The organism is Hanstruepera marina (assembly GCF_019880635.1).
GTDB lineage: Bacteria > Bacteroidota > Bacteroidia > Flavobacteriales > Flavobacteriaceae > Hanstruepera > Hanstruepera marina.
In genome coordinates this window covers 124995-140203 of record NZ_JAINVX010000004.1, presented here as the reverse complement: position 1 = coordinate 140203, position 15209 = coordinate 124995, and the positions used below count along the sequence as shown (strand labels likewise).

18 protein-coding genes are annotated in these 15209 nt (G+C 32.4%); 1 reads left to right on the top strand and 17 read right to left on the bottom strand.

The window, feature by feature from the left end:
* Nucleotides 1-386 precede the first annotated feature (386 nt).
* The 17 genes from K7G76_RS11470 to K7G76_RS11390 form a co-directional block, all read right to left on the bottom strand.
* Nucleotides 387-1049, bottom strand: coding sequence for a hypothetical protein (locus tag K7G76_RS11470; protein WP_223034364.1), 663 nt, complete (start codon nt 1047-1049; stop codon nt 387-389).
* A 169-nt stretch (nt 1050-1218) separates the two neighbouring features.
* A complete protein-coding gene (locus K7G76_RS11465; protein ID WP_255573004.1) occupies nt 1219-2274 on the bottom strand; it encodes a linear amide C-N hydrolase in 1056 nt (351 codons plus the stop codon).
* 102 nt (nt 2275-2376) lie between these two features.
* Nucleotides 2377-3126 (bottom strand): hypothetical protein, encoded by a 750-nt coding sequence (locus K7G76_RS11460; RefSeq protein WP_223034362.1) that lies wholly within the window; start codon nt 3124-3126, stop codon nt 2377-2379.
* 237 nt (nt 3127-3363) lie between these two features.
* Nucleotides 3364-3891: a disulfide bond formation protein B gene (locus tag K7G76_RS11455; RefSeq protein WP_223034361.1), complete on the bottom strand. Its 528-nt coding sequence runs from the start codon at nt 3889-3891 to the stop codon at nt 3364-3366.
* A gap of 4 nt (nt 3892-3895) precedes the next feature.
* Nucleotides 3896-4048, bottom strand: coding sequence for a DUF5993 family protein (locus K7G76_RS15505; RefSeq protein WP_223034360.1), 153 nt, complete (start codon nt 4046-4048; stop codon nt 3896-3898).
* Nucleotides 4049-4371: 323 nt separating this feature from the next.
* Nucleotides 4372-4809, bottom strand: a complete 438-nt coding sequence (locus K7G76_RS11445) for a hypothetical protein (RefSeq protein ID WP_223034359.1) — start codon at nt 4807-4809, stop codon at nt 4372-4374.
* A 41-nt stretch (nt 4810-4850) separates the two neighbouring features.
* Nucleotides 4851-6167, bottom strand: a complete 1317-nt coding sequence (locus K7G76_RS11440) for a DcaP family trimeric outer membrane transporter (RefSeq protein ID WP_223034358.1) — start codon at nt 6165-6167, stop codon at nt 4851-4853.
* A gap of 6 nt (nt 6168-6173) precedes the next feature.
* Nucleotides 6174-6413 (bottom strand): hypothetical protein, encoded by a 240-nt coding sequence (locus K7G76_RS11435; RefSeq protein ID WP_223034357.1) that lies wholly within the window; start codon nt 6411-6413, stop codon nt 6174-6176.
* Nucleotides 6410-7732, bottom strand: coding sequence for a metal-dependent hydrolase family protein (locus K7G76_RS11430; RefSeq protein ID WP_223034356.1), 1323 nt, complete (start codon nt 7730-7732; stop codon nt 6410-6412). The genes K7G76_RS11435 and K7G76_RS11430 overlap by 4 nt, the downstream gene beginning before the upstream one ends.
* Nucleotides 7733-7961: 229 nt before the next feature.
* Nucleotides 7962-8717 carry a DUF6090 family protein gene (locus K7G76_RS11425; RefSeq protein WP_223034355.1) on the bottom strand — a complete coding sequence of 252 codons (756 nt, stop codon included), beginning with the start codon at nt 8715-8717 and terminating at the stop codon, nt 7962-7964.
* Nucleotides 8714-9481 carry a DUF6090 family protein gene (locus K7G76_RS11420; protein WP_223034354.1) on the bottom strand — a complete coding sequence of 256 codons (768 nt, stop codon included), beginning with the start codon at nt 9479-9481 and terminating at the stop codon, nt 8714-8716. The genes K7G76_RS11425 and K7G76_RS11420 overlap by 4 nt, the downstream gene beginning before the upstream one ends.
* Before the next feature lie 53 nt (nt 9482-9534).
* Nucleotides 9535-10260: a DUF6090 family protein gene (locus K7G76_RS11415; RefSeq protein WP_223034353.1), complete on the bottom strand. Its 726-nt coding sequence runs from the start codon at nt 10258-10260 to the stop codon at nt 9535-9537.
* 14 nt (nt 10261-10274) lie between these two features.
* Complete coding sequence (locus K7G76_RS11410) at nt 10275-11018, bottom strand: DUF6090 family protein (protein ID WP_223034352.1); 744 nt, start codon at nt 11016-11018, stop codon at nt 10275-10277.
* A 164-nt stretch (nt 11019-11182) separates the two neighbouring features.
* A complete protein-coding gene (locus tag K7G76_RS11405; RefSeq protein ID WP_223034351.1) occupies nt 11183-11947 on the bottom strand; it encodes a DUF6090 family protein in 765 nt (254 codons plus the stop codon).
* A 20-nt stretch (nt 11948-11967) separates the two neighbouring features.
* Nucleotides 11968-12732, bottom strand: a complete 765-nt coding sequence (locus tag K7G76_RS11400) for a DUF6090 family protein (RefSeq protein WP_223034350.1) — start codon at nt 12730-12732, stop codon at nt 11968-11970.
* Nucleotides 12733-12735: 3 nt separating this feature from the next.
* Entirely contained in the window at nt 12736-13512 is a 777-nt protein-coding gene (locus tag K7G76_RS11395) for a DUF6090 family protein (protein WP_223034349.1), read from the bottom strand.
* A 153-nt stretch (nt 13513-13665) separates the two neighbouring features.
* Nucleotides 13666-14019, bottom strand: coding sequence for a 4Fe-4S dicluster domain-containing protein (locus K7G76_RS11390; protein ID WP_223034348.1), 354 nt, complete (start codon nt 14017-14019; stop codon nt 13666-13668).
* A gap of 76 nt (nt 14020-14095) precedes the next feature.
* On the opposite strand from K7G76_RS11390, the gene K7G76_RS11385 reads away from it, so the two are divergent.
* Nucleotides 14096-15154, top strand: coding sequence for an acyl-CoA reductase (locus tag K7G76_RS11385; protein WP_223034347.1), 1059 nt, complete (start codon nt 14096-14098; stop codon nt 15152-15154).
* The last annotated feature ends 55 nt before the right edge of the window (nt 15155-15209 follow it).

Below are 15209 nucleotides of genomic sequence, written 5' to 3'. Positions count from 1 at the left end.
CGTCTTACCGATCAACGAAGTTGATAGTGTAAGTCACTTATTTGTATTGGGAGTTAGAGAAGACGATCCAAATTGCTTTTAGCTATTGTTATGGCACGTTAAGGACTTGAGTCCGTCAGCTGGAGCTGTATTAGGCTGATTGTTAGAGGGCAATTTGGTTTAGCAGGTCATTAGAGCACATTTACTTGTGGTGTGGGAGTTCGTAGAACGTAGCAACACAAGTCAGCTTCAGCTGAATGTGCTCTAACGGTCTTGGCTATGGTTTCGTTACGGAATGGTACGCGAGTATCATTCCGCCGTAACCATAAATTTAGCAAAAAGGCTCGAAATTCCGATTAGGAATTTCAGCCGTAATGAACTATAGCCGTTGTTGTGGGCAGTTTTTTTTAATAATTATACATATCTAATTCATCAAAGTCTTTTATTTCAGACAGTTTGATTAGATTTTCTATTTTAATTTTATTCCAAGTTTCCTTAAATATTTCATCTCCACCTTCTGCATTTTCATTTGTATTCTCTTTGACTAATTTTCTTTTTATCAAGAAGTTGATACTTGTTTCTGTCATTGTGATTGGTCCACGATTGCTACTTGAATCATATCCAATTAATTCAAAATTCGAGTTTTGATATCGGAAGGTAAATTCCCAATATCCATACCTGCCGTGTCCGTAATGGATATAAAGTTTTTCGTTTTCAATTTTAATCCATAATTCTGGTGGAAAATAAACTCCACCATCTTCATTTTCTGACGAAAAGCAATTGTAGTTTTTATCGGCAAGTTCATAACCTTTCTCATTTTTGAATAAGACAACAATTCCACGTCTATTTCTGTCAACTTCTTTTTCAAATCGATTTGTGACAATGTTAGTTGTATCAGTATTTTTGATTATAAGAACACAATCCTCCAATCCATCTTTATTTAGGTCTCCAAAATATTTTTCAAATTCAGCATACCCTTTTGGAATGAAATCAGATGGTTCTTTATCCTGTGCTTTACAGCCTAAAATAGTCAGTAGAAAAAAGGGTAGTATTAATAAAATTTTGTTCATTCAGTATTTAGCTTCTGACAGTTGGTTTAAATTGCCCACAACGGTTGGGCTATGAGTAGTTGCGTGGGATAGCACTTAACTTTGCAAGTACACACCAAACTGAAAATCCCCGAGGATTTTCAGAAGTAAGCGAGAACAAGCAATTATTTATAGCCATTGCTGTAGGTAGTTATTTTTTATTGATTGGTGTTACGTCTATTATTTCTTGATTATTACCAAAGTTATCTTTAATTAATGATTCTTTAACTGTTGCGAAATCAATTTTATTTAATTCAATCTTCCGAATATTTCTGTTTCCCATTGTGTGAAAATAATATATTCTGTTTTTTAAATCAGAAGAACTTGTGATTTGGGTTACACTCTCCATATTCTCAGGGATTTTTTCAGCAGGCACATGAACTCCAATTGGAATATTAAAATTATCCAATATTCTAAACGATTCAAAAACGGCATCAGTACTTGTTTTTAAAGGTCTACAGGTAGCCGTTAATGCTACCGCTTTAACGAATCTAGAAGGTGATGTGTAGTCACCAGGTAATCCAATTAAACCAGATCCTCCTCCAAAATTTTGTATTTTAAAATTATCTAAAGTTTTTGCTTGGTTAGGTGAGGTTGAAAGATTAAGGTAATTACTTAAGTTTGTTATATGCCAATCGTAAGTAGGAGCATTAGTAATAACACCTAAAAAGGGATCATATACTTTGATTTCTCCATTATTGACGATTTCAATTATTTTACTATTTCCGCTATCATCCGCTATTTTCATATGAAATGGCATTGGCGCTCCTCCATATTCTTTGCTATCAAACTGAACCACTTTAATGTCGTCAAGATTTTCCATTACCTCATCAACATTTTTAAAGGAAGACAGTACCCATTGCATCAATCCTCCTAAACTTAGGGATTTTTTAGCATCTTCAACAGAATATTCGGCATAGTCTGTATAATTAGGCAAATAATATACACCAACATAGAGACCATTCTCATTTAATCCATCTGGTCCAAAATCTTGGCCATAAGCAGTCATTGTTATAAACCCATATTTACCTGTCCATTCTTTACATTGAAGACTTTCTTGCGGTAAACCTCTGAATTTTTTATTTCTTGGGACTACTAAAATATCATTAAGATGTGCGTTGCTTAAAGCCCATTCTACTGTTCTACCAACAACGATACCTCCATCTTGAGAGCATAATGTAATTCCAGTACAAGCAAGTACTGGCATATTTATCGTGAGAATGAAAATAATTATTAGGGATAAAGTATTTGAGTTTTTCATTTGTTAATTTTTAAATAATTTGAGCTTAATTGATAGTTTTTAATTTAGTTATAATCTAAAATTACCTCCTAAAATAAATCCTTGAGATGCTAAATCATAAATTAAGTCTTGACTCTTATTTTCATATCTCGGATTGTAAACTTGATAGCCTAAACTTAGTTGGAATAATTTTGTGAATTGATATCCAAGCATACCATTGAATTTGTAACTAACTTCAGACCCAACTCCAAAGCCTCCTACGTCGATCCGACCTTGAATAAAGAATTTGTTCCAATAATTCATAATGCGCAATCCTATAAATGGATCAATAAAATTTTCATCAATTGCAATTGATGAAATATTATCGGCACTGATTTCCATATCGAGATCAAAATATCTGGCACCAAAAAGAACATCAAATTTTAGTGTTTTGAGTTCTGCAAAAGTATATCCACCGCCTAATTCAATCATTGTTTGTGTTACAGTTATTTCTGTATTAAGAGATTCTAACTCTTGGATAGGGAATTCATTTTGATTTAATTTTGCATAAAATATATCTGTCATAACTGACCACTTACCTTTTTTAGCTTCTGCATGGAACATACCTCCAATTGTAAAATTCTCTACAGCATCAGAAAACGGCAAATTCAATGGTGCATCTATGTTATTAACTATAATGTCACCTTTCATACCAACTGTCCAAATATATGGTGTTAAATTCAACTCCCACTTTTCTGAATTCTCTTTACTTAATTTGGACTGTGAGTTAATATTACATGTTATACAAACTAGGATTATCGCTAGATATAATTTTATCATGATTTTTTTAAATTACTTTGATTAATTCTTACAGAATTATAATTAGCCAAAAATATAATAAAAATTTTAATTGTTGTTTCATGCAGCCTGTAATAAGGATGGGTCATAATTACCTAAAACAATTGGTACATAAATTTAGTTTTTTCAAAAAATATAGTTGTGGTCTTACAACTTTTTAGAAAACAGCAATTTATATCTACTAATTAATGCTCTTACGCATTAATATTAATAAAAAAATTATTTGCATGGCCCGTTATCACAACAAGGACCTAATTGACATTCGAAAAATGTAGCAATCACATTTACCAAAACAAGTAAAGTAGCCAGAAATACCACATATTTTTCAAAATTTAGAATCATATGTGAAGCTCCTGTTTTAAACCTATCATTAAAAAATAGAAATAAGGCAGAACCTAAAATACTCGTTATAAAAATAAGTACACCCCAAGTATATAAATGCATTCCAAAAAAAGGTGTCCCATAGCCAATATCGCCATCTATTGTGTTAATATGTAATAATACCTGCCTTCCTGAAAATATTGCACCCACAATAGCTGAAATAATTACCACGCCAAAATGTTTTGCGTCAAACCCAAAGAAAATATTTAATGAAAGCCCGAAAATTACACCTATCATAGCCATGCGTTGCAAAAGACATAATGGACAAGGGGCTTCATTGAGTCCAAATTGAAAATAAAATGCTCCGATTAAAATACTACATACAACAAGGATACATGCACTATTCAAATATTTCAAGAGTTTCATAGACTTAAAAGTTTAAATTAAGTGAAGAATTTGAGTGGTAAAAAAACATGCATAAACTAGCACTTATAGATACGATGAAGAAGAAATACGCCTTTTTTTTATCTTTCTTAAAAAGCATGAAAAATGAAATTCCGTATGTCAGAAATATTAAACTCATAGTAATGATTGTTTTTTCGAAGTTAACTTTAATTCTTATGTCATCAAAAAAGACTTATGTGGATTATATGCTGTTTGTTGCTTACTATAAATTAATAAGTGGAAGCATTTTTTGCATAAGGCGCAATAAGTTAGGCAACTATTAATTTATTGGTATAGCTCGTTTCAATTACCTACAACGGTTAGGCTATGGGTAGTTGCTTAAAGTACTAAAGTTAGCAAAAAGACACAGAGTGAGGAATATTCGGAGAATATTCCGATTGGCACTTACCAATCTCAAGCAATTACTTATAGCCATTGTTGTGCTTTCGTTATTTTTATTTTCTAATTCTTATACAAAAATTTGAAAAATTGTTCATTAATTTGTTTGCTAAGACCTTTGAGTTTAGAGAAATAAATACCTATAAAAAACAAATACAGAGCATCTGTAATCCAAACTACAGATAATTTAAGCAAAATTATTTTTCCAATATAAAATCTTAATATTAATAAAAGAACTTTAATGACAATACCTAACCTATTCACTTTTAGAGTCATTATATTCTCATTTTCCAAAACTAGTATTGTTTCTGTATAAGAAACAAAATGACCAATGAACACCCCAAAGAAAAAAAAGACTATGTAATAAAAAGGTAGGGCATAAATAAATGAATCATAAAGTACAATTATTGACATCAAAGCAATAAATAACATATTTATCCTTCTAGTATTTTTGATTTTTTTATTTGTGTAGTTCTTTTTTAGGATTTTTTCTGTAGTCATAATTAATTACAATCCCTTTATTTATTTTAATTAAAAAAACTTTAATTAAATTTATACTTTGCCATAAATTGTATTCTATTGGCAGTGCCTTCAATGCCATTTTTATTCTCCCGAACTCCCCACATGTATTCTATTCCTGTTGAAATTCTTGGATATGGAAACCAAATAAGATTAGCATGAACAGAACCAGCTTTTTGAATTGTATTATCAAGTTGGTCTTCAGATAATTCTGTGCCAGCCCAAGCTGTAGACACTGTAGAATTCAAACTTTTACTCCAATAATGATTGAAACCTGCATAAGCAAACCATGATGGTGAAAGATCTAAACCGTTCTCAGTAATAACTCCTGATGCTTTACCATCCCAAGACAATGCTATAATTCTATGAGCTTGACCTTTTCCATATCCAGCTCCATACATAAATGCATCCTTATAATGTGAAAGTTTAAATGCAAATCGCCCAGTGCCTGTAATTGCATAGCCAGTTTCAGTAACATTTGGTGTGGTTGTTGATCCTTTCCAATTCAAAGTAAAAAGATCAAAACCAAGTTGGAAGGAAGATCCATTTTCTGTTTTGTATTTAACATTACCTGCAAGATTAGGATATTGAGCTCTAAAAGCTCCGTCTAATGCATTTGGGTTGTCTATTTGTCCGCCAGCTTCTTCCAAGGCAATAGCATAGGTAAAGTTCTTTCCAAAAGAATCTTGCCAACGTATCTGTGATACTCTTCCTCCATAGAGAGCATCGCCACCAGAAAAATCGATTGTTCCAGGCAAAGTAGCCAAGTCTCCAGAATTGGTCCAAGTTCGACCAATCAATAATCGTCCAATCACACCATAGGCATGGCGCATTCTTGGAACTAGTTTTAAGTCATCTGAATCAAAGAACCAGTCCATTTCAAGAAACACTTGCATAGGAAATTCCTTGCCATTTTTCCATTTTGCCTTTGATCGGAAATCAAAATTTAACCTTGTTTGCTTTACGTGAAAGGTTGTTATTCCACCAAGTTCACGTTCTGGACTGCCTTCAACGGCAATACTTCCTAACTCAAATTCATAGCGATCACCCACATAATCAAGGTCATGTATGAAATCGGCCTTTACATAGCCGCCAATTTTCATACGTACGTCAGATCCAAATAATGGTATTGAATTAGGAAAACTCTCATCAAGTAATTCTATTCCTGTTAAGACTGCTGTATTGTCAGTTAAAGGATTGATAGAGCCTTGTATGCCTGAAGCAATAGTATCGGTAGACTTGATGTTTTCTTGCGCAATAACCGATGAAGCTCCTAATAGCAATAAAAGAAAAGCTCCTTGTTTTAAAAACCTGTCCATTTTATATTTTTTTGATATCATAATTTATTAATCAGTTGAAGTGTTTCTGATGGCTACTCCAGCAGGAATTCGTTGAATTTTAGAATCGTCAACTACAACTTTTTCATTTACTATAACATAAGGGATTCCTGTTGACGGTAAAGAGTTTTCTCCAATTTTGGCAATTGCATTATCTGTAACTGATTCGGGATTAAATATCGTTATATCTGCAACAGCACCCTCTTGCAATCGTCCTCTCTTTTTGAGTACTTCTTTTACATGATTCATTTTAATGTGTTTTTATAAATTTTACCGTCTTTCATGATTATTTTTATATTATCCCTATTGGTAACTGCTTTAATGTCATCCAGCGGATTGCCTTCAACAATTAAAATATCGGCTAAAGCACCTTCTTTAATAACACCTAAATCCCCAGGATAAGGATTACGAGGACCAGACAAATTTAAAAGGTCTGTAAAATTTCCTGTAGACATTTTAAGGATTTCATATGGACTAAACCAATCCAAGAGCCGTTCCATTTGCTCAACTTGTTCGCTTACACCTATTCCTGGACCAGGGCTAATAAAAATATCTGTTCCATGTACTACTTTTAAATTAGGTATTTCTTTGATCCACTGATATACTTTTCCAGTTCCCTCACAAACAACAGCTTGCTTTTCATTTTGCGCTTCCGTGAGGCCATCTTCATGGCATTCAGTAAATGGTTGTATACTTAACCAAATTCCTTCTTTGGCCATTCTTTCTAGGGTTGCCTTGTCCAAAAGTTGTCCATGTTCTACACATTTTATACCAGCATCTATGGCTTGATTCACTGCACGACTAGTATATCCATGTACAGTAACATAAGTCCCCCAATTAGCTGCTGCAGCAGTAGCTGCTTCAATTTCAGCCAATGTAAATTGTGTAGTATCTATAGGGTCATTCGGGCCACTTACGGAGCCACCAATAGCCAATTTAACTTGTGAAGCGCCCAAACGTAATTGCTCTCTTACTGCTGCTAGTACCATTGGAACTCCATCTGCCTGAACACCAAATCCTTTCATATCAGGTATTGGTATAGGTCCTCCTAAATTAGGGTTTTGTTGAGCAGGAAAACGAAAGTCACCATGACCACTTGTTTGGGAAATCATAGCTCCAGAAGCGTAAATTCTTGGACCAGGAATGATGCCCTCATCAATAGCGCGTTTCAAGCCAAACACAGGGCCAGTCATGTCACGTGTTGTTGTGACTCCATTCATAAGCATATCACGTGCTATTAGTGTAGATTGTATTGTTGTGTATTCATTTTCTTGAAACAAAATATCACCAAAAGTAACACCCGATAGCGCTAAATGTGAATGCCCTTCGATTAATCCAGGCATCAATGTTTTTCCTTCACATTCAATTATTTTTGCTGTACTACTTGACAAATTTGATCCAATTTCTTTAATTAAATTATCCTCAACAAGTACATCTAGATTTTTTATTAATTTATTTGTGGTTCCATCAAAAATATTGACATTCTTAAAAAGAATCACTTCAGATTCTTGAGCTAACACCGAAAATTGTAGAATTGACAGTAAAAAGATTAAAAGTATTTTTTTCATAATAATAAAATTTTGAGTTAGTGATTATGTTAAATGTTTGTTTTAAAGATATGCAAAATTAATTTCATTTTATCAGTGGTTGGTCATAATGAAGCACAACGTGTTCGTGTATAATTGTGTTACGGAAAATCATACTGATTTTCCGATGAGTACACAAGTTAATTAATTCCGAGGAATTTCCGATGAGGAAATTCAGAAGTAATTAATTATACAAGTTGTTGTGCTTTCGTTATTTTAGCTTTAAATCAGGATATTTTTCTTCCATATAATTAATTACCTGTAAAGCCTCTTCCGATAGTTCTTCGAAAAAAAGAGTGTTGTATTGACAGGTCTTTAAAATAGACAACAGAAGTTCATATACCTCACTATTATTTAAATATTCTTTAATATATGGATGTGTTAATTTAGAACTTTCATTTTCATATTTAAAGTCTTTCATACTTCCAATAGGAAACGATTTTCTTCTTAAATCCATTCTAACTTGTATTGGAAATTCTTTGAAATTCAAAATTCGAATATCAAAATTCTTATAGAACCTGTCTAACAAGTTTGATAAAGAGTCGTTTTTGAGTAGTATGCTTTCCCCTGAACTTTTTAATTTATCAAATGTATTTAAGTCTCTATCTACAATAAATAATCTTGTTGTTGACCAAAAATTCTTTGTGAATTGAACAGTGTCTTTTAATTGCTTGTTTTCAGATTCGAAAAAAGACAATACATGTTCTGTACCATTATACTGATTTGATAAACTATTTAGTATTAAATCAATATTTGATTTCTCAATTTTTAATTCTTTATATATTTCTTGAATATAATCTTTGCCTTTATTTTCAATTTTACGTTGTTCGTTCCAATTATTGATTTGAAGTGCAATTAAAATTCCAAAGACAACAAGAATAATCTCTCCAATAGCATATTTTAGATACTTTCCAGTTTTACCTTCTGAAAGTAAATTTTGTCTAATTTTTCTAAAGAACTTGATCATTTAATATTTTTTTCAATGAGTTTTAATGTGTCATTTAAGTATTCCTCTATTTTTTTATAATTATCCAAAATATAAACAAGGTTCAAAGAATTATTGTAAAGTTCATTTTCAAATTCGACTGTCCTTAATGTAGTGTTTTGATCTAATTTGAAATTAGAAGGAGAGACTTGTGGAATGTCAAGTCGTTTCATTAAGAAATCTGGAATGCCTATATTTCTTAAAGTTGTTTTGTCTGTTAACGAAGGAATAAAAAAATTGAACATATAATCGTAGAAAATTTCAATATCATCTTCCGAATCTGCTACTATAAATGACCAATTGGAAATATGTTTCCTTAGCTCGACATCTTTAATAATATTAAGTGAACCAGTATTTATAATTTCATCCACTGAGGCAGAATTTAGATCTAAGGAATAAAAACCATTAATAATAGAATTAAGAAGAGCTTCTATCTCTTTGGGCTTTAATTGAATGCTATCTTTAACAATTTCTAGAAGTCTTACAGATGATTTATACGATTCCTCTGTGCCTTCATAAATTCTATTCAATTCGGTAATATTTTCACGAAAATCGGAATGTAAATTCCTTAAAATCGTTTGTTCACGATTATCCTCAATTCTGCTATTATTCCAGTTGTTTACCTGTAAGGCCAATAGAATGCCTATCATAACGAGAAGGATTTCACCAATGGCATATTTAAAGTACTTTCCAGTTTTTCCTTCTGAAATTAAATTTTGCCTAATTTTTCTAAAGAATTTAATCATTGGTTAGCGGTTGGTTATAATGAAGCACAACGTGATTGTGCTTTTGTTATTTTTTAAAGTTGGGATAGATATGTAGTTAGTAGTTTTAATAATTCGTGGTTTTTCTCTTGCAACGTTATAAGTTCTTTATTCACCCCAATGGCATAATTAGCCAAAATACCATTCCTTAATTCATCATTTTTTAAAGCTTCTACTATATCTGGCTTAATTGCATTATTCAATGATGCGCTGTCAAATACGTGAGGAATTTTAAATGCCATTTTTCTCAATTCGAACCTGTTTCGTTCATAGTATGCTTGGTCACCATTTATAAATTCTTGGTACGTATTATACATTTCAATAATATTCTTTCGAATGTCTTGTTTCCCAATCAAACTAATCCCACCGGAACTCTTCATTTCATCAAGCGTGACAGTATTTGGAACGAATCCAACAGGCATTCCCCATTGAGGTGCAAAGAAGTGAGCAATAGAATCATTTGAAAACTGATGTCCATCAAAATAGTTGTGCAATTTTTCTTTTCTTCGAACTTGCTCATTAGACATTATTATGAGATCATTAATCGCGATAGAGTCCGATTGAAGGTCATTAAGAAGGCCTGCCAAATACTGCTTTTCCAACTTTCTGTCATTTCTGTCATTATTCCAGTTATTTATTTGAAGTGCAATAAGAATACCAATAACTACAAGGATGATTTCGCCAATGGCATATTTTAGGTACTTGCCTGTTTTGTTTTCTGAAAGCAAGTTTTGGCGAATATGTCTAAAGAATTTTATCATGGGTTGTGCTTTGGTTATTTATTTAATTCTTTTTCTATTACTGATTTTATGCCTAATAAAATAGATCTAATTTGTTCTAAACGAGATATATATTGTTCGTATTTGTTTTTCTCTAAATGAAAAGCCAAAAGAAAATCTTGATTGTTTAGGATATCATCGACAATTAAGGTTTCAGCAAGGGCTTTTGTTCCATCTTCGAGATAAATAGGTTTGATTCCGATAAATTTATAGTACAACTCGTCTATTTTAGGCTTGGTTTCATAGTATAACTCATTGGCGAATAATACCACATTAGGTAAATCTCCTGTGTAGGTGTTATTGATTTGTGACCTTAAGGCATCATTCCTAATTAAATCCAAACCACTTGATTTAAGCGCTTCAAAAGGACCATTGCCATAACGAAAATGAACATCTTGTTGTATCTTGTTGAAAAATTTAAAGAAAAGGGAATCTTCAATTTTTTTGTTTCCAAGAATATAAGCCTGAAGGCTATCAAGACCGCTTTTCTTTTTCTTAAGCCTTGGGTCTAGATATTTTTCATATTCACTTAAATCGTTGTTTATTGAATTGACAAGTTCCTTTAAAACTAATGACTGTCTATGATTGGCTTTTTGATCTTCATTCCAATTATTGATTTGAAGCGCTATCAAAATACCAATAACCACCAGTATTATTTCACCAATAGCATATTTTAGGTATTTGCCTGTTTTGTTTTGTTCCATAAGGTTGTATCGTATGTGTCTAAAAAACTTAATCATATTTCACATATTTTAATTTTGAGCTTTCCGCAAGCGGCTATCTTTAAATAAGTATAAGTTATCCGCTAACGCGGGTGCCTCCATCGAACGTCTACTAGACGCTCGGTTTTGCATGGCAAAACTACATTGCGGCAATATCATGGGTTGGTTGGTCTGGTCTTACGTTATTGACAATTTTTGGCTTTTAACAGTTTTAGAGGTTCTTGCATTTCGGCCTTTAAGTTTGCTAAATGCTGTTTTTGCCTAACAAGCATACCTACAAAAAAAATCAGATTGTCTTGAAACTTTAAAAATAAAGGGTTATCAGGCTCGTTGTTCCAGTTGTTTTTTGGCAATAGGTCTAAATGTTCTTTATCAAGTGCTTTATTGAGATAATCTAAATCTTGAAAGCCAAAATTAGTAACTGAATCAAAATCTCCCATTCTGCTAATAATTTCATTCCTGTTCTCTTGAAGCAGGTTTAAAATATTATTTAAAAAGGTACTATGCCTAATCAGTCTGTTTTTAAGTTCTAAATCTGTTAACAGCTTTAATTGGCCAGAGGATGTTATTTCTTCAAAGGCAATATTACTGGGTACAAAAACGTCCTGTCTTAAGGCCAATACAAATTTATTGAGTATGTCACTTCTATCATTAGGAATGGTGTTTAAATCTAAAATCAGCTCTTTACAAAGCTTTATTTTGCGGGTTGTGAGCTCCGCGGTATCATCTATTAATTTTTCATTGAGTTCAAAATCGTCCAAAATTCTACAGTAATAGTCTGCTTCTGTTATCCTGTTTTTTCGGTTTTCGTTCCAGTTGTTTATCTGTAAGGCAATTAGAATACCAATTACTACGAGGGTGATTTCGCCAATGGCATATTTTAGGTACTTACCTGTTTTGCCCTCTGACAGTAAGTTTTGTCTAATCTTTCTAAAGAATTTTATCATGGAATAGTTGGTTATGCTTTTTAATTTTGACTTTCATTTAGTTCGGTCTTTATCAACTGAATAATAGATACTATTTCGTTGTGAAGGTTTTTTCTATATCCTAATGCTTCATTGGTCAGAACAGCTTTAATTCCCATTAAGTTACGTACTTTTGGTTGTGCCATAATTTCGATATAGTCGTTTTGGGTACCTAATGAAATATTATAATCAGGCATTTTAAATTTTAAAAGTTGAAGAAAATTAACATTTTCCACGCATATTTCATCAATCCTTATTTGATGAACATTCATCCTATCTTGGATTAGCTTATCTAAATTATAAATATTTGCCTCTAAAATGCTTAATCGATCTCGAATAGAATCGTTTTGAACAATGGCAATTTTTCCTGCATTTTTTAAATCTGAATACGTATTAATTACAGGAATTTTTATTTCGAAGTCCCAAAACGCTTTGTTGAAATATTCTATCGTTCTATCATTACTGTTTAAAATTGTTTTTATGGAATCGTTATGTAGTATTGTTTCAATAATATCGAGGTAGCTTTGCTCACTTTTAATGTATTGAGATGAATAAGCTTTTGCAGAGTTTAAATCTTCCAGTAATACATTCAGAATTTCTTTTTCAATTTTTCTAGTTTGTCTAGTCTCATTCCAATTGTTGATTTGTAGCGCAATGAGAATACCGATAACCACCAGAATGATTTCGCCAATGGCGTATTTTAAGTATTTGCCTGTTTTACCTTCGGAAAGTAATTGCTGGCGGATTTTACGGAAGAATTTTATCATGGGTTAATTATGGTTAACATTCAATTCATTGTCGATTGACTTTATTAAATCGTCTATTTTTTTATTAATCTCATTTTGACTCACTTCTACGTCCCAATAAAATTGGTTCTTAAGGCTGCGTAGAAAATACATAAATTCCAAATCGCTTTTAAGCTCATCAAAGTTGTTAGGCGTCATTTCCAGTTTTAAATCGGCAAAATTTCCAGTTAATTTATATTTTTTATAGTCTCCGTTCCATAAAGCATTAAATCGTGTACTAAAGATAGTTGAATTCGCATCTTCAATTCTTTGAACATATTTATTAATTTGTGCATCTAACACATTACTTGACCAAGAATAATAGCTGATTAATTTATCTCTCAATTCATCATTGGATATGAGGTTTAAGTCATTTGATTTTAATGCTTCAAACACTTCTGTATTTATTTTAGGTGTCCAAGTTTGTGTAATTCTTCCAAAATGATATTTCAAGGCATCTTGATAAGGTAAATCTTGTTCAATATGGTTTAACAAAAAAGAAATAGATTCTTTGGTGAGCGCATACTTTTCAAATCTAAAATTATTGAAATCCATATCAGCAATTAGGCTCTGCTTGAAGTTTTTTAGAAACTTGACTTCTTCAACTTTTAGTTTTTCTTTTTCATTCCAGTTGTTTATTTGTAAGGCTATTAGAATACCGATGACTACCAGAATGATTTCGCCAATGGCGTATTTTAAGTATTTGCCTGTTTTGCCTTCTGATAGTAATTGCTGGCGTATTCTCCTAAAGAATTTTATCATGGGTTGGTTGGTTATCTGTTAAGGATGTGGATAGGTTTATTTGTTCATAATGAGTTTGTTGTCTAATTTAGGAAAAAGATTTTATTAAAGCTTCTAAACAAAAAACCTCAAGCAAATACTTGAGGTTTTAAATATAGTTGTCACAAAAATATATTAATCTTCTGGGTGCATAAAACGTTGTTTGCCCAATAAGGTTTCTTCACTTTCTACATGGTCGTCGTCTGGTACACAGCAATCCACAGGGCATACAGCCGCACATTGTGGTTCTTCGTGGAAGCCTTTACACTCGGTACACTTATCTGGAACAATGTAGTAAATCTCATCACTAATAGGCTCCTGGGCTTCGTCAGCATCAACTTCTTTTCCATCTGGAAGCACCACTTTTCCCGACAAACTTGTACCGTCGTTATAACGCCAATCGTCTGCACCTTCATAAATAGCCGTGTTTGGACATTCAGGTTCACATGCGCCACAGTTAATACATTCGTCTGTTATTATAATTGCCATAGTAATTTTTCGTTTTAGTTTGCTTAAATTTGCAGCTGCAAAAATAAAGCCAAAACCATTCATAACCAAATGAACTATGGATTTAGAAAAAAGAATTAATGTGTTTGTAGAACTGGGAAAATTTCTTGGGCAATTTAGCACACCTAATTTTACCAAAAATGATGCTGTGCTACATAACGATCTTTTTTTTGATGGCTTTAAACACCAAATAAAACTGGCTGAAGAACACAACGGTTGGTTTACGATAGAAAATATAACCTTTGCTTTTAATAATTGGGCTAATGCCTTGACTAAAAGCAATATTACAACCTGGGTTTCAAAGTATAACTTTAATGTTTACAAGCCCAAACAAGTGGCTATAATTATGGCAGGGAATATTCCGCTGGTTGGTTTTCACGATTTTTTGGCAGTATTAATTTCTGGCCATGAGGTTATGGTTAAACAGTCGTCTAACGATAAGCATCTACTACCCTATTTGAGCAAATATTTGGAGTATGTTGAACCAAGCTTTAAAGGTAAAATTACATTTACCGAAGACAAACTAAACGACTTTGATGCGGTTATTGCCACTGGTAGCGATAATACAGCGCGTTATTTTGAATATTATTTTAGAGGAAAACCCTCCATAATTAGAAAGAACAGAAATTCAGTTGCGGTATTGACTGGTAATGAAACGCCTGAAGACTTTGAAAACCTATCTGAAGATATTTTTAGATATTATGGTCTGGGTTGCCGAAATGTATCGAAATTATTTGTGCCTAAATACTATAATTTTGATGGCTTTTTTCAAGGCATGTATAAATGGCATCCTATAATCGAGCAAACTAAATATGCCAACAATTACGACTATAACAAAGCCGTGTATTTAATGAGCGAATTTGATATGCTTGAAAATGGCTTTTTAATGATTAAGGAAGATAAAAGCTACGCCTCGCCGATTGCTACCGTTTTTTACGAATACTACGATAGTTTAGAACAGTTACAGGATAGATTACAAGCTGAAACCGACAAAATTCAATGCGTGGTATCAAAAGACATAATAGAACAGTCTGTTGGTTTTGGGCAAACTCAAAATCCACAGCTTTGGGACTATGCCGATAATGTGGATACCATTGCATTTTTGTTAAAAATATAGTTGATAAATTATCAATTTATTAACGGCATTCTTATAAGAATTTAGCACCTTTGTG

Bases quoted from the DNA above. Each gene is read 5' to 3' on its own strand.
- K7G76_RS11470 (WP_223034364.1), bottom strand. From the start codon at position 1,049: ATGAACAAAATTTTATTAATACTACCCTTTTTTCTACTGACTATTTTA.
- K7G76_RS11465 (WP_255573004.1), bottom strand. From the start codon at position 2,274: ATGCCAGTACTTGCTTGTACTGGAATTACATTATGCTCTCAAGATGGA.
- K7G76_RS11460 (WP_223034362.1), bottom strand. From the start codon at position 3,126: ATGATAAAATTATATCTAGCGATAATCCTAGTTTGTATAACATGTAAT.
- K7G76_RS11455 (WP_223034361.1), bottom strand. From the start codon at position 3,891: ATGAAACTCTTGAAATATTTGAATAGTGCATGTATCCTTGTTGTATGT.
- K7G76_RS15505 (WP_223034360.1), bottom strand. From the start codon at position 4,048: ATGAGTTTAATATTTCTGACATACGGAATTTCATTTTTCATGCTTTTT.
- K7G76_RS11445 (WP_223034359.1), bottom strand. From the start codon at position 4,809: ATGACTACAGAAAAAATCCTAAAAAAGAACTACACAAATAAAAAAATC.
- K7G76_RS11440 (WP_223034358.1), bottom strand. From the start codon at position 6,167: ATGATATCAAAAAAATATAAAATGGACAGGTTTTTAAAACAAGGAGCT.
- K7G76_RS11435 (WP_223034357.1), bottom strand. From the start codon at position 6,413: ATGAATCATGTAAAAGAAGTACTCAAAAAGAGAGGACGATTGCAAGAG.
- K7G76_RS11430 (WP_223034356.1), bottom strand. From the start codon at position 7,732: ATGAAAAAAATACTTTTAATCTTTTTACTGTCAATTCTACAATTTTCG.
- K7G76_RS11425 (WP_223034355.1), bottom strand. From the start codon at position 8,717: ATGATCAAGTTCTTTAGAAAAATTAGACAAAATTTACTTTCAGAAGGT.
- K7G76_RS11420 (WP_223034354.1), bottom strand. From the start codon at position 9,481: ATGATTAAATTCTTTAGAAAAATTAGGCAAAATTTAATTTCAGAAGGA.
- K7G76_RS11415 (WP_223034353.1), bottom strand. From the start codon at position 10,260: ATGATAAAATTCTTTAGACATATTCGCCAAAACTTGCTTTCAGAAAAC.
- K7G76_RS11410 (WP_223034352.1), bottom strand. From the start codon at position 11,018: ATGATTAAGTTTTTTAGACACATACGATACAACCTTATGGAACAAAAC.
- K7G76_RS11405 (WP_223034351.1), bottom strand. From the start codon at position 11,947: ATGATAAAATTCTTTAGAAAGATTAGACAAAACTTACTGTCAGAGGGC.
- K7G76_RS11400 (WP_223034350.1), bottom strand. From the start codon at position 12,732: ATGATAAAATTCTTCCGTAAAATCCGCCAGCAATTACTTTCCGAAGGT.
- K7G76_RS11395 (WP_223034349.1), bottom strand. From the start codon at position 13,512: ATGATAAAATTCTTTAGGAGAATACGCCAGCAATTACTATCAGAAGGC.
- K7G76_RS11390 (WP_223034348.1), bottom strand. From the start codon at position 14,019: ATGGCAATTATAATAACAGACGAATGTATTAACTGTGGCGCATGTGAA.
- K7G76_RS11385 (WP_223034347.1), top strand. From the start codon at position 14,096: ATGGATTTAGAAAAAAGAATTAATGTGTTTGTAGAACTGGGAAAATTT.